The sequence below is a fragment of the Methylobacterium mesophilicum genome, assembly GCF_022179445.1.
Taxonomy (GTDB): domain Bacteria; phylum Pseudomonadota; class Alphaproteobacteria; order Rhizobiales; family Beijerinckiaceae; genus Methylobacterium; species Methylobacterium mesophilicum.
Genome location: NZ_BPQU01000001.1, coordinates 318081 through 344524, shown reverse-complemented (window position 1 = coordinate 344524; position 26444 = coordinate 318081). Strand labels below are relative to the sequence as shown.

The following is a 26444-nucleotide window of genomic DNA, read 5'->3' as shown; positions in this document are numbered from 1 at the left end:
GATGCAGCTCAGGCCGGCAGCGGGCGCAGGGCCGGCTCCCGGGGGTTGCGCCCGACGAAGCCCGCCATCAGGGCGGCGACCAGGCAGAGCAGGCCGGCCGACACGAAGGCGCCGAGATAGGTCCCGGTATCGGTGCGCACCATGCCGGCGAGCCAGGCGGCCGAGGCGGCGCCGATCTGGTGGGCGGCGGCGATCCAGCCGAACATCAGCGCAGCGTTCTCCTCGCCGAAGGACTTTCCGGCGAGCTGCACGGTGGGCGGTACGGTGGCGATCCAGTCGAGCCCGTAGAACACCGCGAACAGGGACAGGCCGTAGAAGCTGAGATCGAACGAGTAGGGCAGGAAGATCAGCGACAGGCCGCGCAGGCCGTAATACCAGGCGAGCAGCTTGCGGGAATCGAATCGGTCGGTGAGCCAGCCCGAGGCCGTGGTGCCGATCAGGTCGCAGATACCCATCACCGCGAGCAGGCCCGCGGCCGTGACCTCCGCGATGCCGTGATCGATGCAGGCGGGAATCAGGTGGGTTCCGATCAGCCCGTTGGTCGAGGCACCGCAGATGAAGAACGTGCCCGAGAGCAGCCAGAAATCCTTCGACTTGAGGCCGGTCCGCAGACCGCGCAGGGCCCGCACCGCAGGATTCTCGGTGAGCACCGGGGTGGGTGTGATCGTGGTCTCGCCGTAACGGGGCAGGCCGAGATCGGCGGGCCGGTCGCGCAGCAGCAGGGCCGCCAGCGGGATCAGCAGGAGGGTCACGGCCGCGACCAGGAGCGAGACCGAGCGCCAGCCCGACCCGACGGCCAGGGAGGCCAGCATCGGCAGGAAGATCAGCTGCCCGGTGGCGCTGCTTGCGGTGAGCAGCCCGACCACGAGGCCGCGCCGCTTGCCGAACCAGCGGCCCGCCACGGTGGCGCCGAGCACGTTGGCGACCATGCCGGAGCCCGATCCGACTACGATGCCCCAGAGCAGCACCATCTGCCACGGCGCCGTCATCAGGCTGGTGGCGGCCGTGCCGACGGCCAGGACGAAGAGCGAGCAGCACACTGCGGTGCGCAGGCCGAAGCGCTCGATGATCGCCACCGCGAACGGCCCGATCATGCCGTACAGGAAGATGTTGAGCGCGATGCCGACGCTGATCGTGGCGGCCGTCCAGCCGAATTCCCGCTCCCACGGGACGATCAGCACGCTCGGCGTCGCGCGCACGCCCGCCCCGATCAGCAGCACCAGGAAGGTCACCGCGACCACGACCCAGGCATAGTGCAGGCGCGGCACGGGGGGCGGCGCGGGCAGCGTCTCGACGGGAACGGACATGTTCGGGCTCCGGGGTGTGAGACGGCCGGCGGCGGCGTGTCAGGGGGCGGCGGTGAGGGCTTCGGTCAGGGCCGCGACGGCGGCGGGTTCGATCCGCGCGTTGATGCGCGCTTGCGCGACCCGCCAATGGGGGATTGCCGCCGCCAGGGCGGCGCGTCCGGCGTCCGTCAGCGAGACCACGCGAGCGCGCGCATCCGCTTCGCCGGCTTCGATCCGCACGAGGCCACGCCGCTCCAGCGGATCGAGGTTGCGGCCCATCGTGGTGCGTTCCAGGGCGGCTTCGGCGGCGAGCCGCGTCACCGGGCTGGGACCCAGACGGTCGAGCAGGCGCAGGATCGCGAATTGGGTGACGCGCAGCCCGCAGGGACGCAGCGCCTCGTCATAGATCGTGGTCACCGCCCGCGTGGCACGGCGCAGAGCGGAACAGGTGCAGGGCTCGCTCGGACGATCGATCATCACGATACGTGTATATGCACGGATATTCCGCGCGACAAGCGGGCACTGACGGTTCGGCCGGTTCGACACGCGGCGATGGGGAAATCCGTCACGCTGTCATCGACATGGCGGATCTCTTTGCTAACGCTGCGTCGGCAGGCTCCCGGTTCGTGAGAGGCGCGATGACACTCGAAACCGCCACGGCGTTGTCGTCCTCGGAACAGAAATCGGCCCGGTCCGGGCTCATCGAGGCCGCGGCCGAGATCGTGGCGCAGCGAGGCGGGCCCGGCGGGTTCGTCCGCGACCTGTTCGGGCGCGTGACCCCCGAGGACGTAGCCCCCTACCCGGGCGATGCGCTGGCCGAGCTGGCGGTCCGCGCCCGCGCCTTCCTGTCAGAGCCCCGCAAGCCCGGCGATCCGGCCCGGCTGCGCCTGAGCGACACCGAACTCGTGCGGGACGGACGGTCGCGCGAAGTGACGATCGTCGAGGTCATCAACGACAACCGGCCGTTCCTGCTGGATTCGACCCTGGCCGAGCTGACCGAGCAGGGCCTGACGCCGGATCTCGTCGCCCACCCGATCCTCGGGGTCGAGCGCGACGCGTCCGGGGCGCTGGTGCGCGTGGTCGGCGAGACCACCGCGGATGCCCACGGCAGCCTGGCGCGCGAAAGCTTCATCCACCTCCATCTCGGCCGCCTCGACGGCGAGGCCCGGGCGCGGCTGGAGGAGGCCCTCGCCCAGGTCTACCGGGACGTGGCCCTGGCGAGCGACGACCACGACGCGATGCTGGCCCGCATCTCCGCGCTGTCCGAAAGCCTGGGCCGCGCCCCGTCCCCCCTGCCGGAGGCCGAGGTCGCGGAGGCGCGCGCCTTCCTCGACTGGCTGAGGGATGGGCAGTTCCTGGTGCTGGGCATGCGCCAGCACGGCATCGAGGGCGACGGCCATCCTTTGATCGAGGGCTCGAGCCTCGGGGTGCTGCGCGATCCGGGCGCCACGCCGCTGCGCCGGGGCCGGACGCCGGTCGACTACACGCCCGAGATCCTCGCCTTCCTGGAGGAGCCGCAGGCGCTGATCATCACCAAGGCGAGCGCGAAGTCCCGGGTCCACCGGGTCTCCTATCTCGACTATGTCGGCGTGAAGCTGTTCTCGAACACCGGCAAGCTGTCGGGCGAGGTGCGGATCGTCGGCCTGTTCACGGCCGCGGCCTATACCAGCCCGGCGCGCGAGGTGCCGGTCCTGCGCCGCAAGGTCGAGGCGGTGGCCGAACGGGCCGGCCTGGACCCGACCAGCCATGCCGGGCGCAGCCTGCTCGCGGTGCTGGAGACCTACCCGCGGGACGAGCTGTTCCAGATCGATATCGACCGGCTGTACCGGTTCACCCTGGCGATCGCCAACCTCGCCGACCGGCCGCGGATCCGCGTGCTGTCGCGCCCGGACCGGTTCGGCCGCTTCGTCTCGCTGCTGGTCTTCGTGCCGAAGGACCGGTTCGATTCGACCGTGAGCGCCCGGATCGGCGCCTACCTGGCCGAGGCCTATGGCGGGCGGCCGAGCGCGGCCTATTCGGAACTGCCCGAAGGCCCGCTGGCGCGGACCCACTACATCGTCGGCCTGCCCGAGGAGGGCATGCCGGAGCAGGATCCTGCCGCCCTGGAGGCCGGAATCGCCGCCCTGGTCCGCACCTGGGGCGACGCGCTGAGTGCGGCCCTGGCGGAGGCCCACGACGGCGGCCGGGCCCGCCGGCTCGCGTCGCGCTACGCGGAGGCGTTCACGGCCGCCTACCGGGACAACTTCCAGTCCGATGCGGCAGTCGCCGACATCGCCATCCTGGAAGCGCTGAGCGACGTGCAGCCGCGCGCCGTGCATCTCGGCCGCCGGGCCGGTGATTCGGACGCGCAGGTCCGTCTGAAGGTGTTCTCCCGCGGCACCGCGATCGCCCTGTCCGACCGGGTGCCCGTGCTGGAGAACCTGGGCTTCCGGGTCATCGACGAGCGGACCTATCGGGTCCGGCCGGCCGGGCTCGACGAATCCGCCCGGGTCTGGCTGCACGACATGCGGATCGAGCGGGCCAGCGGCGCCGCGATCGATCTCGCCACGCTGGAGCAGCCCCTCGAGGAGGCGATGTTGGCGCTGGCCGACGGCGCGGCGGAATCCGACGGCTACAACCGGCTGGTGCTGGAGGCCGCCCTGCCCTGGCGGGACGCCGCCCTGCTCCGGGCGCTCGGGCGCTACCTGCGCCAGCTGCGCATCCGCTACGGCCAGGATTACATGGCCGGGACGCTGAGCCGGCATCCCGGGATCGCCCGGGCGATCGTCAGCCTGTTCCGGACCCGCTTCGACCCGCTGATCGACGGCGACCGGGCCGCGCGCGAAGCCGAGACCCGCGCCCTGATCGAGGAGGCGCTCGGCGACGTCACCAGCCTGGACGACGACCGGATCCTGCGCCGGTTCGTCAACCTGGTCGAAGCCGCGGTGCGGACCAACTTCTTCCAGAAGGCCGAGGGTGATCGCCCCCGGGAGACGATCAGCTTCAAGTTCGCCTGCGCCAAGGTGACGGCGATGCCGCTGCCGCGGCCGTTCTTCGAGATCTTCGTCTATTCGCCCCGGGTCGAGGGCGTGCACCTGCGCTTCGGCTACGTCGCCCGCGGCGGTCTGCGCTGGTCCGACCGGCCGGAAGATTTCCGCACCGAGATCCTGGGCCTGGTGAAGGCGCAGCAGGTCAAGAACGCCGTCATCGTGCCGGTGGGCGCCAAGGGCGGCTTCTTCCCCAAGCGCCTGCCCCCGGCCTCGGACCGGGCGGCCTGGATGCAGGAGGGCACCGAGAGCTACCGGCTGTTCATCCGCACCCTGCTCGAACTCACCGACAACATCGTGGACCAGGCGATCGTGCCGCCACCGGACACGGTGCGGCACGACCCCGACGACGCCTACCTGGTGGTGGCGGCCGACAAGGGCACCGCCACCTTCTCGGACATCGCCAACGCGCTGTCCCTCGAGAAGGGCCACTGGCTCGGCGACGCCTTCGCGTCCGGCGGAAGCCAGGGCTACGACCACAAGGGCATGGGCATCACCGCCCGGGGCGCCTGGGAGGCTGTGCGCCGCCACTTCCGCGAGATCGACGTCGACGTGCAGACCGACCCGATCACCGTGGTCGGGGTCGGCGACATGTCGGGCGACGTGTTCGGCAACGGCATGCTGCTGTCCGAGAGCATCCGCCTGGTGGCGGCCTTCGACCACCGCGACATCTTCCTCGATCCGAATCCCGACGCGGCGAAGAGCTTCGCCGAGCGCAGGCGCCTGTTCGACCTCGGCCGCTCGTCCTGGGCGGATTACGACACGTCGCTGATCTCGGAGGGCGGCGGGGTGTTCGCGCGCAGCCTCAAGACCGTGCCGCTCTCTCCGGCCGTCCGGGCCGCCCTGGGTTTCGACCGGGCCGAGGCGACGCCGACCGAGCTGATGCAGGCGATCCTGAAGGCGCCGGCCGACCTGCTCTGGTTCGGCGGCATCGGCACCTACGTCCGCGCCACCACCGAGACCGACGAGGATGCCGGCGACCGGGCGAACGACGCCGTGCGCATCACAGGGCCGGAGCTGCGGGTGAAGGCGGTCGGCGAGGGTGCCAATCTCGGCCTCACCCAGCGCGGACGCATCGAGGCGGCCCGGGCCGGGATCCGGCTCAACACCGACGCGATCGACAACTCCGCCGGCGTGAACACCTCCGACGTCGAAGTGAACATCAAGATCGCCCTCATGGTCCCCGAGCGGGATGGGCGGCTCGACTACGCGGCGCGCAACACACTCCTCGCCACCATGACCGACGAGGTCGGGCGCCTCGTCCTGCGCAACAACGAATTGCAGACCCTCGCCCTGTCGCTCGCCCAGCGCGGCGGCCTGGGCGAGACCGGCTTCGCGATGCGCACCATGCAGGCGCTGGAAGCCGAAGGGCGCCTCGACCGCGCCGTGGAATACCTGCCCGACGATGCCACGATCACCGAGCGGATGCGCCGCGGCGAGGGGCTGACCCGCCCGGAATACGCGGTGCTGCTGGCCTACGCGAAGCTGTCGCTGCACGACGCGATCCTGGCCAGCACAGTGCCGAACGACCCGTATTTCGACCGCGAATTGCAGCGCTACTTCCCGAAGGCGCTGCGCGAGCAGTTCCCCGACGCCGTGAAGGGCCACCGGCTGCGCCGCGAGATCATCTCGACGGCGCTCGCCAACATCATCGTCAACCGCGGCGGCCCGTCCCTGGTCACCCGGCTGATCGACGGCACCGGGGCGGACGCCGCGACCATCGCCAAGGCCTACGCGATCACCCGCGACGCCTTCGGGCTGATGGAGCTGAACCTCGCCATCGACGGCCTGGGCGGCGGCCTCTCGGGACAGGACCAGCTCGGCCTCTACGCCGAGGTGCAGGGCCTGCTCGCCAACCGGATCGTCTGGTTCATCCGCAACCTCGACCTGACCGGGGGCCTGGCTCCCCTGGTTGCGCGCTACCGCGACGGGGTGGCGGCCGTGGAGGCGGCGCTGCCGAAGGTGCTCGATGCCGAGGCGCTCACCGCCATCGGCAACCGGGCGTCGCAGCTCGAAGGCCACGGCATGGCCCGGCAACAGGCGCGGCGGCTCGCCTCCCTGAACGCCCTGATCTCCGCGCCGGACATCGTGCGTGTCGCCGAGGCCAGCGGCCGCCCGGTCGAGGAGGTGGCGGCGACACATTTCGCCCTGGAGCACGCGTTCCGCCTGGACGAACTCGCCGCCGCGGCCCGGACCGTGCCGGTGGCCGACACGTTCGACCGGGTCGCCCTGGAGCGGGCGGTGGCCGGCATCGCCGCCGCGCACCGCAAGCTCACCGCCGAGGTGGTGGCCGATCTCGGCGCCGGGCCCGAGGCCGTCGAGGCCTGGGCCAAGGCCCGGGGCGCGCCGCTGGTCCGCATCCGTGACGCCGTCGACGCGATCAGCGCCTCGGGCCTCACGGTCTCCAAGGCCACGGTGGCGGCGAGCCTGCTCGGCGATCTGGTCCGGGCGGATTGAAGGTTCGCCCGGTGGTCATGCGCCCGGCGTCGAGGCGGAGAAAATCCGGCTTCCGCTTCGGCTGACGGCCGTCACCGTCAGACCGAGGCCCAGGATCGACACGGCGGCGGCGAGCAACGGCAACTGGCCGTAGCCGGCGCCCAGCGTCAGGGCGGTGCCGCCGATCCAGGCCCCGGTGGCGTTGCCGAGGTTGAACGCACCCTGGTTGAGCGTCGAGGCGAGGTTCGGCGCGTCGCTGGCAGCCTCGACGACCCAGATCTGCAGCGGCGAGACCAGCGCGAAGGCGAGGCCCGACCACAGGACCAGCACGGCGACGGTCGGGATGGCGTGGTGGGCGACCGCCGCCAGGACCAGCAGCACCGCGACGATGCCGATGAACCCGCCGATGATCGTCGCCATCAGGCCCCGGTCGGCGAAGTGGCCGCCCGCGAGGTTGCCCACCGTGAGGCCGATGCCCGCGGCGAACAGCACCCCGGTGACGCCCTGCGACGAAAACCCGGTCACGCCAGTCAGGAACGGCGTGATGTAGGTGAACACCGTGAAAAAGCTGACCGAGGAGAGGGTCGAGATCAGCATCGGCCGCAGCACCGGCCAGCGCCCGAGCGCCCGGAACTCCTTGACCAGGCCGCCGCGGGTACCGGGCAGTCCGGCGGGCACGAACAGCTGGATCGCCAGCCCGGCCAGCAGGCCGATCACCACCACGGCCCAGAAGGTCGAGCGCCATCCGCTAACTTGACCCAGGGCCGTTCCCAACGGCACACCGAGGACGTTGGCCAGGGTCAGCCCGGCGAACATCAGCGAGACCGCCTGGGTCCGCTTCTCGCGCGGCACCAGATCGCGCGCCACAACGGCGCCGATCCCGAAGAAGGCCCCGTGCGCGAAGGCGGTGACGATCCGGGCTGCCATCAGCAGGCCGTAGCTCGGCGCCAGGGCGCAGCCGACATTGCCGATCAGGAAGACCGCCATCAGGGCGAGCAGGGCCGTCTTCCGGGGCAAGCCCGCGGTGGCGATCGCCACGATCGGCGCGCCGACGACGACGCCCATGGCGTAGCCGGACACGAGGTAGCCGGCCTGCGGAATGGTGACGCCGAAGCCGTGCGCCACCTCCGGGAGCAGGCCCATGATGACGAATTCGGTGGTGCCGATACCGAACGAGGCGACGGCGAGGGCGAGGATCGGCAGGGACAGCACGTCGGCTTCCTTCGTTCGGACGGCGGGCGTCGCTTTGTGCAACGCAGCATGACGAAGGTTGGAGCAGCACGAATTTTTGCATAGCGATGCACACGCGACGCACGGTTGCGCCGCGTGCAAGGTCTCGACATCGACGATCCCGGACGATCAGGCCCGGGTGCTGCCGCGCTCGATCAGCCGCGGCGGGATCAGCACGCGCTCGCCGAGGGCCGATTCGGGTCCGGACATCCGGGCGATCATGGCCAGCGCCGCCTCGACCAGCGCCGGCACGTCCTGGTCGAAGCTGGTGAGATCGTAGCCGCCCCACCCCGCCGCCGGGATGTCGTCGTAGCCGATCACGCGGACCTCGTCGGGGACGCGCCGGCCGACGCGCCGCAGCGCGTCGATCGCGCCCAATGCGCAGAGGTCGTTGGCGCAGAAGACGCCGTCGACCGGGGCGTCCGCGCGAATCCGCATCGCCGCCTCGGCGCCGCCCTCATACGTGTAGGCGGATCCCGCGACGCGTGGCTCCGGCAGTCCTGCCGCGCGCAGGCCGTCGCGAAAGCCCGCGAGCCGCTCGGCGCTGGCCGGGCTGTCCGCCGGACCGGCGATGAAGGCCGGATGGCGCACGCCCCGGTCGTGAAGGAGCGCGGCGGCCTGCCGACCTCCCAGCGCGTTGTCCGAGCCGACCGAGCCGACCCGCGCAGCCGTAACCGGGGTATTGAACGAGACGACCGGGATCCGGGAGGCCGAGAGCGTCTCGGCGGCGTCCTGCGACAGGACCGCCAGGGCGCTGACGATCGCGTCGACCCGGTACTGGGCCAGGCGCGCCGCCACCGCGTCGAGGGTGTAGTCGCTGTCGACCGGGACCAGCACGATCTGGTTGCCGGCTTCCCGGAGCCGCGCCGCAAAGCTCTGGACGACGCGCGCGTAGAACGCGTTCTCCAGGCCCCCGACCACGAGGGCCACGAGACCCGACCGATCGGTCAGCATGATCCTGGGGATCAGGCTCGGCTGAAAGCCCAGGGTCTCGGCCGCCGCCAGGACCTTGTCGCGGGTCCGGGCCGACACGCTGGCACCCGGCGTAAAGGTGCGGGACACCGCCGATTGCGAGACCCCGGCGAGGCGGGCGACCTCGACCGACGTCGGGTAGCGCTTCGTGACCATGACCAGCGTGCATTGCTTCGCGATAGGACGCGCTTAGGTTGCGCGCCCGGTCCGGCGTGTCACGCTCCGGATCGTCCCCTGTCAAACGGAACCACGGCGTCCGGCTCGGATCCTACTCGGCCGGAACCTTCTTGCGTCCCCGGGTCTTCGGTGCGGCCGGAGCCGGCTCGTCCGGTGCGGGTGCTGCCGCGGCCCCGCGGGACTTGCGCCGCTGCTGGCCGAGGCCGAGGGCGCGGGCGAGTTCGGACCTCTGGGCCGAGTAGCTCGCAGCCGTCATCGGGTAATCCCGCGGCAGGCCCCATTTCTCGCGATAGGCCTCCGGGCTGAGCCCGCGCAGGGTCAGATGCCGGCGCAACGTCTTGTAAGGCTTACCGTCTTCGAAACTGACGATGTAGTCGTGCGTGATGGATTTCCGGATTTGCGCCGGGCTCATCTTCTCCACGACGGTCGTCGTCGATGCCCCCGAAGCCGCGAGATTGTTCAGAGCCGCGTGAATGCCGCCGATCAATCCAGGAAGCTCCGAGGGCGGCACCGAATTGTTGGACACATAGGCCGCGATGATATCGACCGCCAGGTCAATGTGCTCGGCCTGCTCAGCTTCAGCGCTATCGTTCACGTTGAACCTCTGTCGTAGCAACTATCCGGCGCGGTGTATCCCGTACGGAATGTGTCGAATTCTGACAGAGGCTAACGGATCCGCGAGAAAAGCTCAATCGCTACTTTTCTGCAGTATCGAAATTTAAGAGTGACTGCACCGGGGCTTTAACAGCCGCGCTGGTTCGGTGTTGACCGCGCATTAACCATGCGGGCGCTAGCTTGCGTTAACCATATCGGCGACCGCGCAGGCGGCGGCGTGATCTGTTGATCCCGGCTCTTGGCGCCCGGGGCATAGGTGGAGGCCAAGAACAGGTGCGGATGGCGGGCGCTGATCGGCGGAGACGGCAGGAGATGCGGCTCGCCTTCGCGGCGCTGACGCTCGCGCTCGCCGCATCGCCGTCCGCGGCCCAGCGCTTCGACGCGATCAGCCCGGTCACCGGCCAGCCCGACAATCCCGGGATCGGCCAGGACACGGCGCCGAACGGCCTTCCCGCGCTGCGGCGGCGCGTTCCGGACGGTCTGTCCCGCGGCGACGGGCGCGCATCCACCGGTGGTGACGCCAACAGCGGCGAACAGACCGGCGGCGACAGCCTGCGCTCCCCCCTCTCCCCGGCGATCCCGACCCAGACCCAGTCGGGGCTCTCGCAGCTCGGGACCCGCATCACCGGCGGCGGCCAGCGCACCGGCGGTTCCACCACCGCCCCCAACAACCGCACGCCGTCGAGCCTGCTGCGCACCCGCGCCGCGCCGCCCCGGCGCATCGGCTCCTCGACCCGCCGGGTCACCCAGGAGGTGACACAGGTTCCGGCCCCGGCTCTGCGCTTGACCCCGGTGGTCCAGCAGGCCGTCGTCGGCGTGCCGGTCTCGCAGGTCCTGGCGTCGCGACCGGTCCTTCCGCTCTTCGCGATCACCCCGGCCCTGGGCCTGCTCACGCCCGGCTTCATCCTCGGCACGGACCTGGCGCGGCCGATCCCGACCGACCCGGCCTACGCGCCGATCGGCTATCGGATCGGGACCTTCACGGTGCTGCCGAGCTTCACGCAGAGCATCGGGTACGATTCGAACCCGGACCAGACCAGCCGACAGCTCGCCAAGGGATCGGTTGCCCTGCGCACCGAGGCAGCCGTCGACTTCCGCAGCGACTGGTCGTCGAGTTCGTTCCAGGGGGCGCTGCGCGGATCCTACCTGGAGACGCCCCAGAACGAGGCCGCCAGCCGGCCGGCCGCGGACGGCACGGTGCGCCTGCGCATCGACGTCAACCGCGACCTGCACGTCGATGCCGAGGGCCGCTTCTTGGTCGACACGCAGCGCACGTCGAGCCCGAACCTGCAGGCGGCCGCTGCGACCAGCCGGCCGCTGCTCGCGGTCTACGGCACGTCCCTGGGTGCCACGGAGACGTTCAACCGGCTGTCCGTGACCCTGCGCGGCTCGGTCGATCGCTCCCAGTTCGACAACGCTCAGCTCGCAGGCGGCGTGACCATCAACCAGGCCGACCGCAACCTGAACCAGTACAGCCTGCAGCTGCGCACGGCCTACGAGGTCAGCCCGGACCTAAGCCCGTTCGTAGACCTGCTCGGCGACACGCGCGTCTACGATCTGCGCCGGGACACCAACGGGATCCAGCGCGATTCGGATGGCATCGCCTTGATGGTCGGGGCGAGCTTCGGGCTGGCCCGCTCGATCACCGGCGAGATCTCCGCCGGCATCCAGCACCGTTCCTACGTCGACCCGACGTTGCGGGCGATCGATGCGCCGCTGGTCAACGCCGCCTTGGTCTGGTCCCTGAGCCCGCTAACCACGGTGCGGCTCACCGCGGCCACGGGTGTGACCGAGACCACCGTGCTCGGCTCCAGCGGCATCTTCACCGAAGTCGCGACCCTGGAGGTCCAGCACGATCTGCTGCGCAACCTGTCGATCGTCTTCGGCGGCTCGTTCCTGAAGAACGACTACCAGGGCAGCACCATCCGCGAGAACGGCTTCTCCGCCACGGCGCGCCTCGATTACCGGTTCACCCGCTGGCTGACCTTGCGTGGCACGTACATCTACCAGCAGATCGACAGCACGGTGGCGGGATCGAGCTTCCGCGACAACACCTTCCTGCTCGGCGTGCGCGTGAATCCCTGAACCGTTCTCAGAATCGTTCGACCCAGGGGCGCAGCTCGAGCTCCGTGGTCCAGGCGCTGCGATCCTGGCGCAGCAGGTCGCGGTAGGCGCGGGCGATGGCATCCGGATCGAGGTGGCTGTCGGGCGCGTCCGCTGGCTCACCGCCGCGCGCCGGGTTCCGGATGGCGCCGTCGATCACCACGTGGGCGACGTGGATGCCCTGCGGCTGCAGTTCGCGGGCGAGGCTCTGTCCGAGGCCCCGCAGGGCGAACTTGCCCATCGCGAAGGGGGCCGAGCCGGCAAAACCCTTCACGCTGGCCGACGCGCCTGTGAGCAGGATCGCCCCGTGCCGGTGCGGCAGCATCCGCCGGGCGGCCGCCTGCGCCACCAGGAAGCCGCCATACGCGGACACCATCAGCGACTGCGCCACCGCTGCGGGATCGAGGTCGACCACGGGCCCGCGCAGCCGCCCGCTTGCATTGTAGACCACCACGTCGGGCGGACCGCCCAGCGCCGGCTCCATCCGGGCGAACAGGGCTTCGACCTGGCCGGGATCGCTCGCATCGCAGGCGTGGATTGCGGCGCGGGTCTCGGCCGCCAGGGAAGCCAGCTTGTCGACGTCGCGGGCGGCGAGGCCGACCTTCAGCCCGTCCGCCGCCAGCAGCCGGGCGAGCGACGCGCTGAGGCCGGAGCCGGCTCCGACGATCAGCGCGCGGGAATAATGCGGGGTCATGGGCCAACGCTCCGTTCGATCCCGTCAGGATGCCGCGCGGCGACGCTTGTTCAAGCCCCCGCTCGTTTCAGCCCTCACGCGCGCCGCCCGGCGAAGAATGTCCGCAGCAGCGCGGCCGCTTCGGTTTCGCGGAACCCGCCATAGACCTCCGGGGCATGGTGGCAGGTCGGCTGGTTGAACACCCGCGGTCCGTGCTCGACGCCGCCGCCCTTGGGGTCGGGGGCGCCGTAATAGAGCCGCCGGATCCGGGCGAACGAGATCGCGCCGGCGCACATCGGACAGGGTTCGAGGGTGACGTAGAGATCGCAGCCGGACAGCCGCTCGTCGCCGATGGAAGCGCAGGCTGCGCGGATCGCCAGGATCTCGGCATGGGCTGTCGGATCGTGCAGTGCCCGCGGCCGATTGTGGGCGACGGCCAGCACCACGCCGTCGCGCACGACCACCGCCCCGACCGGCACCTCCCCGGCCTCCGCGGCCGCGCGCGCCGCCGCGAAGGCGCGGTCGAACGCCCCCGCGGCGTTCGCGGTTTCGTGCTCAGCGTCCTGGATCGGATTGGCCGTCACGGTGTTTATCACCCCATCGCCGGGACAGGCACCGACCGGCGCCGGAAGCCGATCCAGGTCAATGTTAATGCCTGGAACATTCCTCTCATCGTCACCGTTGCCTTTACGATTGCGGCGCCGCCGCGAGAGATTGGACGGAAGGAAACGCCATGAGCAGCACCACGGACAAGATCAAGGGCGCCGCCAACGAGGCCCTGGGCAAGGCCAAGCAGGGCCTCGGCGACGTGACCAACAACGACAAGATGAAGGCCGACGGCGCGGCGCAGGAGCTCAAGGGCAAGGCCCAGAGCACCGTGGGCGATGCCAAGGGCGCCGTGAAGTCGGCGACCGACAAGATCTGAACCTTCATGAATGACGGGATCGGAATCCGCCCCTCGCGGGTTCCGATCCTGAACCGGCTGAATTTCGTGAGGATGCCATGATCGGTTGGGCTATCACGTTTCTCGTCGTCGCCCTCGTGGCGGCGCTCCTGGGTTTCGGCGGCATCGCCGGCACGGCCGTCGAGGCGGCCAAGATCATCTTCTTCGTCGCGATCGCCCTGTTCCTGATCTCCGCCGTGTTCGGCGTGATGCGGGGACGTTCCCCGAGGCTTTGAACGGCGGACTGGCGCGCGGATCTTTCGGGGCGGTCCGGCTGGGCCGCCCCTTTTGCGTTCGCGGGTTGCGCGTCGTCAGGTTGTGCATCCGCGGATGCTCAACCCGTCTCGCCTGTCCGGGCCGGCTCTGGTATGGCCGGCTCATGAGTGACTTGCCGAAAGACGACGGTCCGGGGGCTTCTGCCCAGCCGGACACCGACACCACGCGGACCGAGCGCTGGAAGCCCGCCACCGACGCGGGCAGCGAAACCGAGACGAAGCCCAAGGGCAAGCCTTCGCCGAGCGACCCGAGCCCGCCTCAGCAGGCGGTCGCCGCCGAGCCCGTTGCCGAGGCCACGGAACCGGAGGCCGAGGCGCCGACCCCGCCGGGCGAACGCATCGCCAAGGCGATGGCGCGGGCGGGCATCGCCTCCCGCCGCGACGCGGAGGCAATGATCCTGGCCGGTCGCGTGAGCGTCAACGGCGAGACCCTGACCTCCCCGGCACGGAACGTCACCGACGACGACGCGATCCTGATCGACGGCGAGCGCATGCCGGCGCGCGAGCGTAGCCGCCTGTGGATCTTCCACAAGCCGCGCGGCCTGGTGACCACTGCTCGCGACCCGGAAGGCCGCCAGACGGTGTTCGAGGTCCTGCCCGAGGATCTGCCACGGGTGGTCGCAGTCGGCCGGCTCGACATCAACACCGAAGGCCTGCTGCTTCTCACCAACGACGGCGGTCTCGCGAAGGTGATCGCCCATCCCGATACCGGCTGGCTGCGCCGCTACCGCGTCCGTGCCCACGGCGACACCGACCAGGCCCAGCTCGACAAGCTCGCCAAGGGCGTCACCATCGACGGGATGGAGTACGGCCCGATCGAGGCGACCCTGGACCGCGTGCAGGGCGACAACCTTTGGCTCACGCTGGGCCTGCGCGAGGGGAAGAACCGCGAGGTCAAGCGCATCCTCGAGCATCTCGGCCTGTCGGTGAATCGGCTGATTCGCCTGTCCTTCGGGCCCTTCCAGCTCGGCGACATCGAAGTCGGCCTGGTCGAGGAGGTGCGCATGCGCGTGCTGAAGGACCAGCTCGGCAAGGCGCTGGCCGAACAGGCTGGAGTCGATTTCGAGAGCCCGGTGCGCGAGCCGATCGGCGCCTTCGGCAGCCCCAAGAAGGCCGAGCGTGCCCCGGCGCCCGCCAACACCCGCAATGCCGCGCGGCCCGCGCCGGCACCCCGAGTCTCGACCGGCGGGGCGGGATCCGGTCCGCGCCGCTCCGCGTGGCGGTCGGATCAGGAATCCGGCAAGCCGCGGGCGGCTCGCGTGCCGCGCCGGGGCGAGGATCCCCGCGCGTCCCAGGCTGCCGCGGCCGAGCGGGGCCACGAGCGGGTCGGCTCGATCCGCACCGGTGATCGCCGAGTCGTGGTCGAGCGCCTGTCGGCGAGCCCGGTCGCGCCGGCACCGGAGGAGCAGCCCCGGCGTCGTTACGCCGATCGCGGCGCCTCCGATGGCGCGCAGCGGGGCGCCCCCGGCCGCTCGGATCGCGAGAGCTGGGGCAATCGCGGACCGGCTCCGCGGAACGACAGAAGTCCGGGCGACCGGCCGGGCTTCGGTGACCGGTCCGGGCCGCGCGATGCGCCCCGGGGCGCACCCGGCCGGCGGGACGACGCACGGCGGGACGATCGCCGCGACGGCAGGCCGCCCGAACGCCGGGACCGGCCGTTCGGAGGTTCATCCGCCGACGGCCCGCCCCGCGGCAATGGCGGCTTCCGGAGCGAGCGCTCCGGACCCGGGGGCAAGCCGGCCTTCGGCGGACCGAAGCCGGCGGGTGCGCGCCCCGGCGGCAAGCCAGGCGGTTTCGGCGGGAAGCCCGGCGGTTTCGCGGGCAAGGGCGGCGGCGGATTTGCCGGGAAAAGCTCGGGCGGTTTCGGAGGCAAGAGTGCTGGCGGCTTTGCCGGCAAGGGCCCGGGCGGCAAGCCGGGCGGGCGTCCCGGTGGCTTCAAGGGCGGCGGCAAGCCCGGCGGCGGTGGCGGCGGTGGCGGTCGTCCGCCGCGCGGAGGCCGATGAGGATCGTTGGCGGCGCGTGGCGCGGCCGTAGGCTCGCGACCCCGCGCACCGACGCGATCCGGCCGACTTCCGACCGGCTCCGGGAATCGCTGTTCAACGTGCTGACCCACGCCTACGACGAGGTCGTCGCCGGGGCACGGGTGCTCGACCTGTTCGCCGGCACGGGCGCGCTGGGCTTCGAGGCGCTGTCGCGCGGCGCGGCCTACGCGCTGCTGGTCGACGAAGGCGCCGAGGCCCGTGCGGTGATCCGGTCGAACATCGAGGCGTTCGGCGCCGAGGGGGTGACCCGGCTGTTTCGGCGCGACGCGACGCGCCTCGGTCCGGCCGGGGCCACGGCTCCGTTCTCGCTCGTCTTCTGTGATCCGCCCTACAATCGTGGGCTTGCGCCGCAGGCGCTGGCAAGCGCCGCCAACGGCTCCTGGCTGTCGCCGGGCGCCCTGGCCGTGGTGGAGGAAGCCGAGGGCGTCCAGTTGGACTGGCCCGCGGGCTTCACCGCGCTGGAGCGAAGGGTCTACGGCGACACAGCGGTGTCCGTGGCGCGGTTCGCCGCCTGAGGGCGCCTCAGTCGCGAACGTCCGCTGCGATCTCGGGCCCGAAATGGATCGCCAGCCAGATCGTCGGCGAATCGGTACGCTCGACGCGGTGCCGACGACGGGGCTCGATCAGGACGGTATCGCCGGCCGACACGGTGCGCGGCGCGTGCTCGTCGGCGAAGCGTAAGTCGGCGGATCCCACAAGCACCGCCACCCATTCGGCATGGGGCTGATCGTAGTGGAATCCCGGCGGGCTGGCCTGTCCGGTCGAGACGATGCGCTCCACCCGCAGGCCCGGCGCCGTGTGCAAGACGGTGACAACCTCCTCGGCGGCTGCAAGGTCGAGATCGGTGTAGAGGTTCGTCAGGTCTAAAGCGGACATCGCCCGCGCCTCCCGAAATGACTTCGCGAGACGACGTGTGTCAGCGGACGGGGCCGGTCAACCGATGCCGACCGGGGCGTCAGGCCGACGGTGCGGCCACGCCGTTGGTTGTGGCTCGGTGCGGGGCGCCGTCCGCCGCTGTGGGACCATGTCCGATCCGGGCCGCGGACTTCACGAGCGCGATGACGTCCCGGCGCATCTGATCGTCGCCGATCTGATTGTAGGCGCGGAGCAGTTCCACGGCACCGGCGATCCGGAGCAGCGCGGGGCCGTTCTCGGAGGCGGCCTCCGGCTCGGGCTCGAAGAAGCTCGAGACCGGGACGCCGAGGCGCTCGGCGATCGCCTGGAGGCGACCCGCGCCGACCCGGTTCTTGCCGGTCTCGTACTTCTGGACCTGCTGGAAGCTGACGCCCAGCGCGCTCGCCAGCGCGGATTGGCTCAGCCCGTTGGCCGCGCGCAGGAACGCGATGCGGCTGCCGACCCCGTGATCGATGGCCGTGGTCTGTTTCGGCTTGGGGGTTGGGTTGGACATGGTGGAGAGTCCGAACTTCTTCAGGTTGCGGCGGGCGTGGTCGTGCGGATCTTAAGCCGCAGCTCACAACCCACAGGTGCAACATTGAGCGGCCAAGGTCCAGCCGGGTCGCATGTTGATGCCACAGTGCAGCTGAGTGTGCAATGAATGGTCACGCTTGCGCGACCATGCAGGGCGAGCATAGCCACCTTGGTTTCTCAATGGCTTCAAGGCGATCGATACAGAGTGCAACGGCCGATCAATTCTGGCATCACCGACTACGCAGACGGGGACTTCCGGCAACCGGTCGCCCTTGCACGATTGCCTACGGCGCAAGTGATTCGGTTTTGTCTAAACTGGCGGGATGCGGATCGGCGCCGATTCGGTCGCCGCGGATCCTTGTCGATCACGCGGCGGGGCCGAGCCAGTCGGTGACGATGCGAAGTTGTTCCGCGTCGAGCAAGGCCGGGGCGTGGCCGCAATCCGGGATCTCGATGCGCTCGGTGGGCGGTCCGCGGCGGGTCATCTCGTCCGCGGTCGAGGCGAGGAGCAGCTCCGAGCGCTCGCCGCGCAGCAGCAGCACCGGGCAGGTGATCGCGTCCCATTCGCGCCACATGCTGACGCTGTAGACCCGGCCGGGCCGGAAGGCGTCGCCGATGGCCGGGTCGTGGTGGGGGCGCCAGCCGCCGTGGGGCTCGGGGAAGAAGCTGTGCTTGGCGATGTGGCGCCACTGCTCGTCCGTCAGCGGGCCGAAGGCCGCCAGGACGGTCCGAAGGCGCGACTCGCCCGAGGCCAGGTTGTGGTGAAGCCGCGGAGCATCGCGCAGTCGTGAGCCGATATGGCGGATCGGCGCCCAGGGCAGGAACGGCCCGATATCGTTGATCACCATCCGGCGTATCGGGGTGTTGGCGGAGGCCGCCAGCACCATCCCGGTGAGGCCGCCGAGCGACGTGCCGACCCAGTCGATCTTGCCCGTGATCCGCAGGTGACCGATCAGCGCCGCCATGTCGGCGGCGTATTGGGGCAGGCCGTAGAGTTCCGGATCCTTCAGCCAGCCGCTCAGCCCGCGCCCGGGCAGATCGGGGCACACCACCCGGTAACCCATCTTCGCCAGCTTGTAGCCGAGGGGATCGAAGTCCCGGCCCTGCCGGCTCAGGCCGTGGACGCACACGACCACGTGCGGGCTGTCCGGGTCGCCCCATTCGACATACGCGATCCGATGGAAGTCGTGCGGCGCGTAGGCCGCGAAATGACCGGCCCGGAACGGCACGTCGGCACGGCTGAGATCGTCCAGGCGCGGCATCGGCTCGGGGGCGGCCGCCTCAGGCCTCTCGGCGGCGGCGGAGGTCACGGGGTATCCGTGCGCGATGCGGCCTCACGCGCCAGGCGGGTCGTGGTCTGGTGCAGGTCGACCATCTGGTCGGTGAGGCGGCGCGACTGCTCTTGCATGAACGTCACGTGCAAAGCCGCCACCTCGCGGGCGTCGGCCGCTTTCGCGAGGCGTTCGGCGAAATCCAGTGAGGCCCGGACGTTGGTGTCCGAGGCGACCAGCATGCGATGCCCGATCTCCCGCATCGCCGCCATCGAGTGGCCGGCATTGTCCTCGAACGCGTTGTAGAGGCGCGCCCCGGCGGCCTCCCATTGCTCGCGCATCCTGCGGGTGCCCGCGACGTTGCTGTCGGAAAGCTGGTGCGCGGTCTCCCGGCTCGAGCCCATCACCGAGCGCCAGCCCTCGAACGTCTGAGCCATCGAGGTTTCGAAGGCGTTCAGCGCCATCTCGCCGGCTTCGGCGAAGTGTTCGTAGGCCTCGCGGACCCGGGCAACACTGCCCTCGGCCATCTCGCGCCCGGCCTGTGGCGGCCGAACCATCGGTAGATTGTCGTCCTTCACGAGCCCCTCCCCCGCCGACTGCCATGACCGCCCGGTCAGGCACCGGATCCGGCATCCGTCAGGGCGGGGCCGCCGTCAACCGCTGCAGCGTGACAGACCTCGGGCCACCCCGCCGGGTCCTCCGCGCCGGGTCCTCCGCGCCGGCGCGGCCGATGATGACCGACACTGGCTGTAACCAGCACCCCGATTGACAGTCCGGAGGGACGCGACGTCATCTCTCTGCCTGCGCACGCCACGCCAGCCGCCCGATCAGAAGGCCCACCGATGACGGAGACAGTTCCGCCCCGCGCGGCCGCCCGGGACTCCGATTCTCATCCGTTCGAGACCGGGCTAGACCGGAACCGGGCGAACTACGTCCCGCTCACGCCGGCCAGCCTGCTGGCCCGGGCCGCCGCCTCCGTCGGGGCGCGGGTCGCGGTGATCGATGGGGATCGCCGTCTGACCTACGGCGAGCTGTACGCGCGGTGCCGCCGCCTCGCCTCCGGCCTGGCCGGGCGCGGGATCGGGCACCTCGACACGGTGGCGATCCTGGCGCCCAACGTGCCCGAGATGATCGAGGCGCATTTCGCCGTGCCGATGCTGGGCGCGGTGCTGAACCCGCTCAATACCCGCCTGGATCCGGCGACCATCGCGTTCTCCCTCGACCATGGCGGTGCCCGGGTGCTGATCGTCGAGGCCGAGTACGGTGCGCTGGCCGCCCGGGCGCTCACCGATCGCGCCGAGCCTATCCTGATCGTGGAGATTGGCGCCACCGGCATCGCCGGCGCGGTCCCGTACGAGACCCTGCTCGCCGGGGGCGACCCGGACTATGCCTGGCCCGGGCCGGCCGACGAGTGGCAATCGCTCTGCCTGCTCTACACCTCGGGCACCACCGGCGACCCGAAGGGCGCGGTCTACAGCCATCGCGGCGCCTACCTTCAGGCGCTCGGCAACGCGGTCACCTTCGGCCTCACCGCGGAGAGCGCCTATCTCTGGACCCTGCCGATGTTCCATTGCAGCGGCTGGTCGTACCCCTGGGCGAGCGTGGCGGCCTGCGCGACGCAGATCTGCCTGCGCAAGGTTGAGCCGGCGGCGATTTTCTCGCTGATCGCCCGGCACCGCGTGACGCACCTGTGCGGCGCGCCGATCGTGCTCTCGATGATCGCCCACGCGCCGGCCTCGGACCGCGTGCCCTTCCGGCATCGGGTGCGCTGCGCGGTGGGCGGGGCTGCGCCGTCCTCGACGATCATCCGCACCATGGAGGAACTCGGCTTCGAGGTGACGCACCTCTACGGCGCCACCGAGAGCTACGGGCCGGCCACCGTCTGCCTGGAACAGCCCGACTGGGCAGACCTCCCGGACCAGGACCGCTACGCCCGGATGGCGCGCCAGGGCGTCGCGCTGGCGACCCTGGAGGGTGTCGTCGTGTTCGATGCCGCCACCGACCGGCCGGTGCCGCAGGACGGCACCACGGTCGGCGAGATCTGTCTACGCGGCAACACGGTGATGAAGGGCTATCTCGGCAACCCCGAGGCCACCGCGCGGGCGTTGGCCGGCGGCTGGTACCGCACCGGCGACCTCGCGGTCTGGCACCCCGACGGCTCCGTGGAGATCAAGGACCGGGCCAAGGACATCATCATTTCGGGCGGCGAGAACATCTCCAGTCTGGAGGTCGAGGAGGTGCTGATGCGCCATCCCGCCGTGATGCTGGCGGCCGTGGTGGCGCGCCCGGACGAAACCTGGGGCGAGAGCCCCTGCGCCTTTTTGGAGATGAAGCCGGGTGCGGCCGCTCCCACCGACCGCGAGCTGATCGATTTCTGCCGGGAGCGGATGGCCCGGTTCAAGGTGCCCAAGACGGTGGTTTTCGGCCCCCTGCCGAAGACCTCGACCGGCAAGATCCAGAAGTTCGTCCTGCGCGAGCAGGCCCGGGGGCTGTCGGATCCTGTCTGACGGCGGGTATCCCACCTGCCCCCTCATCGTGAGGAGCCCGCCTCAGCGGGACTCGAAGGAGCCCTCCGTCGAGGGCTCCGCTCCGAGGCGCCGCCTCAGAGGCCGTGGGTCTCTCGATTCATCGCTCGCGACAGACGATGACGCTGCAGCATTCCTTTGAAGGTTCATCCAGGCTCGCGATCCCAGGTGGGACGTCCCCCCGAAGGTTTGCACCCGAGGTCGATGACGGAGCGCGACGCGCCCCCTCTCCCGTGCGGGAGAGGGCTGGGGTGAGGGATCAGGTCTTTCCGGAAAACGCGCATCCCTCACCCTGCCCCTCTCCCGCACGGGAGAGGGGACCCGCGGCTCATGCCGGCGGCATAGGCCCGTCCGGCGCCGCTAAGGCGTCGGGTGCATGGAAATCGAAGGATGATCGATCGAAAAACTCACAGCCTCTCAGGATGAGGGGGTGGGTTGGATATCCCCGGGTTCGAGCGTCAGGCTGCGGGCTTCGACGGCTTCCAGATGTCGGCGGCGGCCTCGGTCGCGGTGCTGAGGCGGGTGTGCAATTCCGGATCGGCATCGCGTGCGCCGGATCGAATCAAGTCGACCAAGTCGTCCAGGGCGTCATGGTCCGCGCCGCCCAACAGCCGCGCGCTGGCCTCCCCGAGCCGGTCCGCCTGTGCGATCTCCCGGGCGGCGATGCCGATCGCGTTGGCGACCATCAGGGCGACGTAGCGCGGGCGGCCGGTGAGGCCGGGGACGACCTCTTCCGTCAGCGCCCGGCGGGCGGCATCGAGGAGCGCGGCGCCGGAGGGTACGTCCTGCATTGTCAGCTCCAAGTCTCCGGGGCGGTCGCCCGCAGGATCGTCCGCTCCAGCTCGGGTACCATTCGGCCGGTGAGCGCCAGTTCCAACGAGAATTCCCGGCCCGAGACGTGGCGGGCGCCCTGTTCGAGGGCGATCACCGCCCAGCGCAGATGCGCCATCACCTCCCAATAGGCGACGCTCGCCTGATCGATGGTCCGGCCGCTCTCCTGCGTGTACCCCCGGTAGAACGACGCCCGGGAGCCGATGCCGCCGGCCTCCAGATCCGTTCGGCCGAAGCGCCAGCAGGCGGCGCAGAACCAGCCGAGATCCTGTGCGGGATCGCCCCAGCCGGCGAATTCCCAATCGAGGATCGCGGTCAGGCCCGATGCATCCACCATGTAATTTCCGGTGCGGAAATCGCGATGCACCAGGGACGGCGCCGGACAATCCGGCGCGCGAACCTCGCCCCAGCGCAGCCCCCACTCGATCGCCGGACGCTTGGCGCCGATCCCGTCGAGGCTGGCGCGCAGGCGGGCGATTTCGGCCAGCGCCGGCTGCTTCTCGGGCTCTCCGAGGAAGGCGAGCGCGGCCGGCACCTCGCGCGGGTCGAGCGCGGCGTGGATCCGGGCGAGTTCGCGGCCGAGCGTCTCGGCCAGAAGCTCCCGGTCGCCGCCGAGGCTCAGGTCCTTGGCGATGCGCGGCCCGAGGCCGACACCCTCGACCAAGCCCATCAGCGCGAATGGCGCGCCCACCACGGCGGGATCGGCGCAGAAGCCGACCGGTTCCGGCACCCGCACGCCGGCCTTCCAGACCGCCTCCAGGATCCGGAATTCCTCCGCCCGGGACCGACTCGACGCGATGGTCGCGGCGGCGTCCATGCGCAGCACGAAGCCCCGGACGGTGTCGCCGATCCGGCAGCGGACCAGTCGGTTCTCCTGGATCGAGCCGCCGCCGAGGGGCTGGACCGCCTCGATGGCGAGATCCGGACAGCCGAGATGCGAGGCGATCCAGTCGCGCAGCTGCGCCTGTTCCATCCGCTAAAGCCCCGACACGAGGTGGCCGCCATCGACCGCGACGACGCTGCCGGTCATGTACGAGCCCGCCGCGGAGGCGAGCAACAGCAGCGGCCCATCGAGTTCCGACGCCTCGCCCAGCCGACGCTGCGGCACGCGCTTGATCAGCGCCTTGCCGGGTTCGGATTCGAAGAACGCGTCGTTCAGCTCGGTGGCGATGTAGCCGGGCGCGAGGGCGTTCACCCGGATCCCGTGGCGGGCCCATTCCAGGGCGAGGCTCTTGGTGAGCTGGACCACCCCGGCCTTGGAGGCGGCGTAGGGCGCCAGCCCACCGGCGACCCGCAGGCCGAGGATCGACGCGATGTTGACGATGCTGCCGCCGGAACCATGCCGGACCATGCGCCGCCCGGTCGCCTGCGCGACGAGCCAGACGCCCTTCAAATTGGTGTCGAGGACGGAGTCCCAATCGGCCTCGTCCAGCTCGAGGGCCGGCTTCGTTGCGGTGACGCCGGCATTGTTGACGAGCACCGCCACGGGCCCGAACCGCGCCTCGGCGGCATCGAGCGCCCGCTCGACGCTCGCGGCGTCGGTGACGTCCATGACGATCGCCTGCGCCTCGCCGCCTTCCCCTTCGACCCGGGCGACGGTCTCGGCCAGCGCGTCGGCCCGCCGGGCGCAGAGCGACAGGCGGGCGCCGGCTTTAGCCAGCGTGCCGGCGAAGTGGCGGCCGAGGCCGCTGGAGGCGCCGGTGACAAGCACGTGCCGGCCGGTGAGATCGAACAAGCCGGCCATCTCAGTGCAACCGCTCGATCGCCATGGCGATGCCCTGTCCGCCGCCGATGCACATGGTGACGAGCCCGTAGCGGCCATTGACCCGGGCGAGTTCGTAGAGCGCCTTGACGGTGACGATCGCCCCCGTAGCGCCGAGCGGGTGGCCAAGCGCGATGGCGCCGCCGTTCGCGTTGACCTTGGCGGGGTCGAGATCCAGGGCGCGGGAGACCGCGCAGGCCTGGGCCGCGAAGGCCTCGTTCGATTCGATCACGTCGAAGTCGGCGGCGCGCAATCCCGTGCGCGCCAGCAGGCGCTCCACGGCCGGCACCGGACCCATGCCCATCTCGGAGGGATCGACTCCGGCATGGGCGTAGCCGACGATCCGGGCGAGTGGCCTGGACCCGTCACGCTCGGCCGCCGCCGCGCTCGCCAGCACGACGATCGCCGCGCCGTCATTGAGGCCGGAGGCGTTGCCGGCGGTGACGCTGCCGGTCTTGGAGAAGGCCGGGCGGAGCTTAGCGAGGTCCTCGGCGCTGGTGGCCTTCGGGTGCTCGTCGGTGTCGAATCCCACGGTCTCGCGCTTGCGCTGGACCGCGACGGCCAGGATCTGCTCGCGGAACCGGCCCTCGCGGATCGCATGGGCGGCCCGGGCCTGGCTCTCGGCCGCGAACGCGTCTTGCATGGCCCGGGAGATGCCGTAGCGCTCGGCCACGTTCTCGGCGGTGACGCCCATATGGCCGTTGCCGAACGGGTCGTTCAAAACGCCGACCATGTAGTCGATCAGGGTCGCGTCGCCCATGCGCTGGCCGAACCGCCCGGTCTCCAGGAGATGCGGCGACCGGCTCATGCTCTCGGCGCCCCCGGCGACCGCCACCTCGGCATCGCCCAGCATGATCGCCTGCGCGGCCGAGACAATCGCCTGCAGGCCGCTGCCGCACAGGCGGTTGACCGTGAGCGCCGGCACGGCCTGGGGGATCCCGCCCTCCATGGCGGCGACCCGGGCGATGTAGGCATCGCGCGGCTCGGTCGGGATGACGTTGCCGATCACCACGTGGCCCACCGCCTCCGGCGCGGTCCCTGACCGCTTCAGCGCTTCCGCGACGCATTGCGCCGCCAGCTCGGCCGGCGGGATCGCCGCGAGCGAGCCCCCGAAGGTGCCGATCGCGGTGCGCACCGCGCCGGTGATCACGACATCCGTCATGTCTCTCGGACCTTTCCTCTCGTCGGCTGAGCGCCGATCCGGGCGCTCCCGGTGCCGGTTTTTGTTCTTTGCTGGCGAATGAGCGGACAAACGGTCATCGCAACCGCGCCGTCATCCTCAGGTGCCCGCATCAGCGGGCCTCGAAGGCGCCCTCCAGTCCGTCGCGCGATCCCTGGAGGCCTCCTTCGAGGCGGCTTGGCCGCACCTCAGAATGAGGACGGTGGATTGGACGTCCACCTTGCCCCGGTGGGAGGACAACCGTCACCCCTCCAAACCCCAGGTCCAAAACGAATCGCCCTCGGCTTCGAGGTTGCGGTTGAGCACCATCTTGTGGACTTCGTCGGCCCCGTCCACCAGCCGGGCCTGGCGGGCGTAACGGTAGATCCATTCGAGCGGCGTGTCGGTGGAGTAGCCCCGGGCGCCGTTGATCTGGATCGCGATATCGGCCGCCGCGTGGATCAGGTTGGCCACGTGGACCTTGGCCATCGAGACTTCCTTGCGGGCAAAGCTGCCCTGGTCCAGCGCCCAGGCGGCCTTCATCACCAGCAGCCGGCCGATCTCGATCCGCATGGCGAGGTCGCCGAGCATGAGCTGGATGCTCTCGCGGTCGGCGAGCCGGATGCCGAAGCCGTGCCGCTCGCCCGCATAGGCCCGGGCGATCTCGACGCAGCGCTTCGACAGGCCGAGCCAGCGCATGCAGTGCGTGAGCCGCGCCGGACCGAGGCGGATCTGCGTCAGCTTCAGACCGTCGCCTTCGGTCATCAGGACGTTCTCGGCCGGGATCTCCAGCCCGTCGAACAGCAATTCGCAGTGGCCGCCGTGCTCCTCCGGGCCCATGATCGGGATCCGGCGCAGGATCTCCCAGCCGGGCTGGTCCTTGTGGAACAGGAAGGCGGTGAGCCCCTTGCGGGCGTCGTCGGAGGTGCGCGCCATCAGGATGAAATGGGCGGCCTCCTCGGCCCCGGTGATATACCATTTGCGGCCGGTGACGACGTAGGTGTCGCCCCGGCGCTCGGCCCGGGTCTGGATCATGCCAGGATCGGAGCCGCCACCGGGATGCGGCTCGGTCATGGCGAAGGCGGAGCGGACCTCGCCGCGCACGATCGGGTCGAGCCAGCGCGCCTTCTGGGCCGGGGTCGCGACCTTCTCCAGCACCATCATGTTGCCGTCGTCGGGGGCGGCGGAGTTGAACACGACCGGCCCGAAGATCGAGCGGTTCATCGCCTCGTAGCAGACCGCCATGCCGACCTTGTCGAGGCCGGCCCCGCCGGTCTCGGGCTTGAGCTGCAGGCACCACAGCCCCTCGGCCTTCGCGAGGCCGCGCAGCCGCGCCAGCTCGGTGAGGCTGATATTGCCGTGCCCGTCATAGGCCGCCGGGTCCGATTCCAGCGGCACGACATACGCATCCACGAAGGCCGCGATGCGCGCGCGGTAATCCTCGACGCGGCGGGAGATGGTGAAATCCATGGTCGCGGGCTCCGGCGGCGGCGCGATGCGGGTCAGAGAGGTTGATGCGCGAGAGGAGGGGTATCAGGTCTTCGGTCCAGAAAAAGCACGCCCCCGAAGTCGGCATCGTGGGACAGGCGCTGGCTGGTGTCGCGCCCCGCCCGCAGGCGACGTTGGCTAAGACGTGGCGGAGACGAGCGGTTTCTCCAGGGCCGATCGGACCTGTTCGGGCATCCGATCG

The 26444-nt window shown here is 70.7% G+C and carries 23 protein-coding genes; 7 read left to right on the top strand and 16 right to left on the bottom strand.

Going from position 1 to position 26444, the window contains the following annotated elements; all coding sequences use genetic code 11:
• Positions 1–8: 8 nt before the first annotated feature.
• Positions 9–1307, bottom strand: a complete 1299-nt coding sequence (locus tag MFF40_RS01735) for an MFS transporter (protein WP_147856952.1) — start codon at positions 1305–1307, stop codon at positions 9–11.
• A 39-nt stretch (positions 1308–1346) separates the two neighbouring features.
• Complete coding sequence (locus MFF40_RS01730) at positions 1347–1763, bottom strand: MarR family winged helix-turn-helix transcriptional regulator (protein WP_238259498.1); 417 nt, start codon at positions 1761–1763, stop codon at positions 1347–1349.
• A gap of 161 nt (positions 1764–1924) precedes the next feature.
• Here MFF40_RS01730 and MFF40_RS01725 point away from each other — a divergent pair, with 161 nt between their 5' ends.
• Positions 1925–6769 carry an NAD-glutamate dehydrogenase gene (locus tag MFF40_RS01725; RefSeq protein WP_238259496.1) on the top strand — a complete coding sequence of 1615 codons (4845 nt, stop codon included), beginning with the start codon at positions 1925–1927 and terminating at the stop codon, positions 6767–6769.
• A 15-nt stretch (positions 6770–6784) separates the two neighbouring features.
• On the opposite strand, the gene MFF40_RS01720 is transcribed toward MFF40_RS01725, so the two are convergent.
• From MFF40_RS01720 to MFF40_RS01710, 3 genes are all read right to left on the bottom strand, one after another.
• Entirely contained in the window at positions 6785–7960 is a 1176-nt protein-coding gene (locus MFF40_RS01720; protein ID WP_147857541.1) for an MFS transporter, read from the bottom strand.
• 147 nt (positions 7961–8107) lie between these two features.
• Positions 8108–9106, bottom strand: a complete 999-nt coding sequence (locus MFF40_RS01715) for a LacI family DNA-binding transcriptional regulator (RefSeq protein WP_147896404.1) — start codon at positions 9104–9106, stop codon at positions 8108–8110.
• A 112-nt stretch (positions 9107–9218) separates the two neighbouring features.
• Positions 9219–9722, bottom strand: a complete 504-nt coding sequence (locus tag MFF40_RS01710; RefSeq protein WP_238259494.1) for a Ros/MucR family transcriptional regulator — start codon at positions 9720–9722, stop codon at positions 9219–9221.
• A 332-nt stretch (positions 9723–10054) separates the two neighbouring features.
• Here MFF40_RS01710 and MFF40_RS01705 point away from each other — a divergent pair, with 332 nt between their 5' ends.
• Entirely contained in the window at positions 10055–11827 is a 1773-nt protein-coding gene (locus MFF40_RS01705) for an outer membrane beta-barrel protein (protein WP_238259493.1), read from the top strand.
• 7 nt (positions 11828–11834) lie between these two features.
• On the opposite strand, the gene MFF40_RS01700 is transcribed toward MFF40_RS01705, so the two are convergent.
• Positions 11835–12539 carry an SDR family NAD(P)-dependent oxidoreductase gene (locus MFF40_RS01700; RefSeq protein ID WP_147856392.1) on the bottom strand — a complete coding sequence of 235 codons (705 nt, stop codon included), beginning with the start codon at positions 12537–12539 and terminating at the stop codon, positions 11835–11837.
• Positions 12540–12613: 74 nt separating this feature from the next.
• Positions 12614–13102 (bottom strand): nucleoside deaminase, encoded by a 489-nt coding sequence (locus MFF40_RS01695; protein ID WP_238259490.1) that lies wholly within the window; start codon positions 13100–13102, stop codon positions 12614–12616.
• A 149-nt stretch (positions 13103–13251) separates the two neighbouring features.
• Here MFF40_RS01695 and MFF40_RS01690 point away from each other — a divergent pair, with 149 nt between their 5' ends.
• From MFF40_RS01690 to rsmD, 4 genes are all read left to right on the top strand, one after another.
• Positions 13252–13443, top strand: coding sequence for a CsbD family protein (locus MFF40_RS01690; RefSeq protein ID WP_147857530.1), 192 nt, complete (start codon positions 13252–13254; stop codon positions 13441–13443).
• Between the two features lie 77 nt (positions 13444–13520).
• A complete protein-coding gene (locus MFF40_RS01685; RefSeq protein ID WP_082643075.1) occupies positions 13521–13697 on the top strand; it encodes a DUF1328 domain-containing protein in 177 nt (58 codons plus the stop codon).
• A gap of 143 nt (positions 13698–13840) precedes the next feature.
• The gene (locus MFF40_RS01680) at positions 13841–15739 is read left to right on the top strand and encodes a pseudouridine synthase (protein WP_238259488.1); all 1899 of its coding nucleotides are present in this window, start codon (positions 13841–13843) and stop codon (positions 15737–15739) included.
• Positions 15736–16293 (top strand): 16S rRNA (guanine(966)-N(2))-methyltransferase RsmD, encoded by a 558-nt coding sequence (gene rsmD, locus MFF40_RS01675; protein WP_147855698.1) that lies wholly within the window; start codon positions 15736–15738, stop codon positions 16291–16293. The genes MFF40_RS01680 and rsmD overlap by 4 nt, the downstream gene beginning before the upstream one ends.
• 7 nt (positions 16294–16300) lie before the next feature.
• Here the strand turns inward: rsmD and MFF40_RS01670 are convergent, their stop codons facing one another.
• The 4 genes from MFF40_RS01670 to MFF40_RS01655 form a co-directional block, all read right to left on the bottom strand.
• A complete protein-coding gene (locus tag MFF40_RS01670; RefSeq protein WP_147855699.1) occupies positions 16301–16654 on the bottom strand; it encodes a cupin domain-containing protein in 354 nt (117 codons plus the stop codon).
• Positions 16655–16733: 79 nt separating this feature from the next.
• On the bottom strand, positions 16734–17186 hold the full coding sequence (locus tag MFF40_RS01665) for a helix-turn-helix domain-containing protein (RefSeq protein ID WP_147855700.1): 453 nt from the start codon (positions 17184–17186) through the stop codon (positions 16734–16736).
• A gap of 385 nt (positions 17187–17571) precedes the next feature.
• Positions 17572–18516: an alpha/beta fold hydrolase gene (locus tag MFF40_RS01660; protein ID WP_238259487.1), complete on the bottom strand. Its 945-nt coding sequence runs from the start codon at positions 18514–18516 to the stop codon at positions 17572–17574.
• Positions 18513–19055, bottom strand: a complete 543-nt coding sequence (locus MFF40_RS01655; RefSeq protein ID WP_147855701.1) for a phasin family protein — start codon at positions 19053–19055, stop codon at positions 18513–18515. The genes MFF40_RS01660 and MFF40_RS01655 overlap by 4 nt, the downstream gene beginning before the upstream one ends.
• Positions 19056–19319: 264 nt before the next feature.
• Between MFF40_RS01655 and MFF40_RS01650 the strand changes: the two genes are divergently transcribed.
• Positions 19320–20984 (top strand): AMP-binding protein, encoded by a 1665-nt coding sequence (locus MFF40_RS01650; RefSeq protein WP_147896412.1) that lies wholly within the window; start codon positions 19320–19322, stop codon positions 20982–20984.
• A 476-nt stretch (positions 20985–21460) separates the two neighbouring features.
• On the opposite strand, the gene MFF40_RS01645 is transcribed toward MFF40_RS01650, so the two are convergent.
• From MFF40_RS01645 to MFF40_RS01625, 5 genes are all read right to left on the bottom strand, one after another.
• Entirely contained in the window at positions 21461–21793 is a 333-nt protein-coding gene (locus tag MFF40_RS01645) for a DUF6285 domain-containing protein (protein WP_147855703.1), read from the bottom strand.
• Between the two features lie 2 nt (positions 21794–21795).
• Entirely contained in the window at positions 21796–22806 is a 1011-nt protein-coding gene (locus tag MFF40_RS01640; RefSeq protein ID WP_147896413.1) for a phosphotransferase family protein, read from the bottom strand.
• Positions 22807–22809: 3 nt separating this feature from the next.
• Entirely contained in the window at positions 22810–23577 is a 768-nt protein-coding gene (locus tag MFF40_RS01635; protein ID WP_147896414.1) for an SDR family NAD(P)-dependent oxidoreductase, read from the bottom strand.
• Between the two features lies 1 nt (position 23578).
• Positions 23579–24757: an acetyl-CoA C-acyltransferase family protein gene (locus MFF40_RS01630; protein WP_147896415.1), complete on the bottom strand. Its 1179-nt coding sequence runs from the start codon at positions 24755–24757 to the stop codon at positions 23579–23581.
• 261 nt (positions 24758–25018) lie between these two features.
• Positions 25019–26224: an acyl-CoA dehydrogenase family protein gene (locus MFF40_RS01625; RefSeq protein ID WP_147856621.1), complete on the bottom strand. Its 1206-nt coding sequence runs from the start codon at positions 26222–26224 to the stop codon at positions 25019–25021.
• Positions 26225–26444: the final 220 nt, after the last annotated feature.

Bases quoted from the DNA above. Each gene is read 5' to 3' on its own strand.
- MFF40_RS01735 (WP_147856952.1), bottom strand. From the start codon at position 1,307: ATGTCCGTTCCCGTCGAGACGCTGCCCGCGCCGCCCCCCGTGCCGCGC.
- MFF40_RS01730 (WP_238259498.1), bottom strand. From the start codon at position 1,763: ATGATCGATCGTCCGAGCGAGCCCTGCACCTGTTCCGCTCTGCGCCGT.
- MFF40_RS01725 (WP_238259496.1), top strand. From the start codon at position 1,925: ATGACACTCGAAACCGCCACGGCGTTGTCGTCCTCGGAACAGAAATCG.
- MFF40_RS01715 (WP_147896404.1), bottom strand. From the start codon at position 9,106: ATGGTCACGAAGCGCTACCCGACGTCGGTCGAGGTCGCCCGCCTCGCC.
- MFF40_RS01705 (WP_238259493.1), top strand. From the start codon at position 10,055: ATGCGGCTCGCCTTCGCGGCGCTGACGCTCGCGCTCGCCGCATCGCCG.
- MFF40_RS01700 (WP_147856392.1), bottom strand. From the start codon at position 12,539: ATGACCCCGCATTATTCCCGCGCGCTGATCGTCGGAGCCGGCTCCGGC.
- MFF40_RS01690 (WP_147857530.1), top strand. From the start codon at position 13,252: ATGAGCAGCACCACGGACAAGATCAAGGGCGCCGCCAACGAGGCCCTG.
- MFF40_RS01685 (WP_082643075.1), top strand. From the start codon at position 13,521: ATGATCGGTTGGGCTATCACGTTTCTCGTCGTCGCCCTCGTGGCGGCG.
- MFF40_RS01680 (WP_238259488.1), top strand. From the start codon at position 13,841: ATGAGTGACTTGCCGAAAGACGACGGTCCGGGGGCTTCTGCCCAGCCG.
- rsmD (WP_147855698.1), top strand. From the start codon at position 15,736: ATGAGGATCGTTGGCGGCGCGTGGCGCGGCCGTAGGCTCGCGACCCCG.
- MFF40_RS01670 (WP_147855699.1), bottom strand. From the start codon at position 16,654: ATGTCCGCTTTAGACCTGACGAACCTCTACACCGATCTCGACCTTGCA.
- MFF40_RS01665 (WP_147855700.1), bottom strand. From the start codon at position 17,186: ATGTCCAACCCAACCCCCAAGCCGAAACAGACCACGGCCATCGATCAC.
- MFF40_RS01650 (WP_147896412.1), top strand. From the start codon at position 19,320: ATGACGGAGACAGTTCCGCCCCGCGCGGCCGCCCGGGACTCCGATTCT.
- MFF40_RS01645 (WP_147855703.1), bottom strand. From the start codon at position 21,793: ATGCAGGACGTACCCTCCGGCGCCGCGCTCCTCGATGCCGCCCGCCGG.
- MFF40_RS01640 (WP_147896413.1), bottom strand. From the start codon at position 22,806: ATGGAACAGGCGCAGCTGCGCGACTGGATCGCCTCGCATCTCGGCTGT.
- MFF40_RS01635 (WP_147896414.1), bottom strand. From the start codon at position 23,577: ATGGCCGGCTTGTTCGATCTCACCGGCCGGCACGTGCTTGTCACCGGC.
- MFF40_RS01630 (WP_147896415.1), bottom strand. From the start codon at position 24,757: ATGACGGATGTCGTGATCACCGGCGCGGTGCGCACCGCGATCGGCACC.
- MFF40_RS01625 (WP_147856621.1), bottom strand. From the start codon at position 26,224: ATGGATTTCACCATCTCCCGCCGCGTCGAGGATTACCGCGCGCGCATC.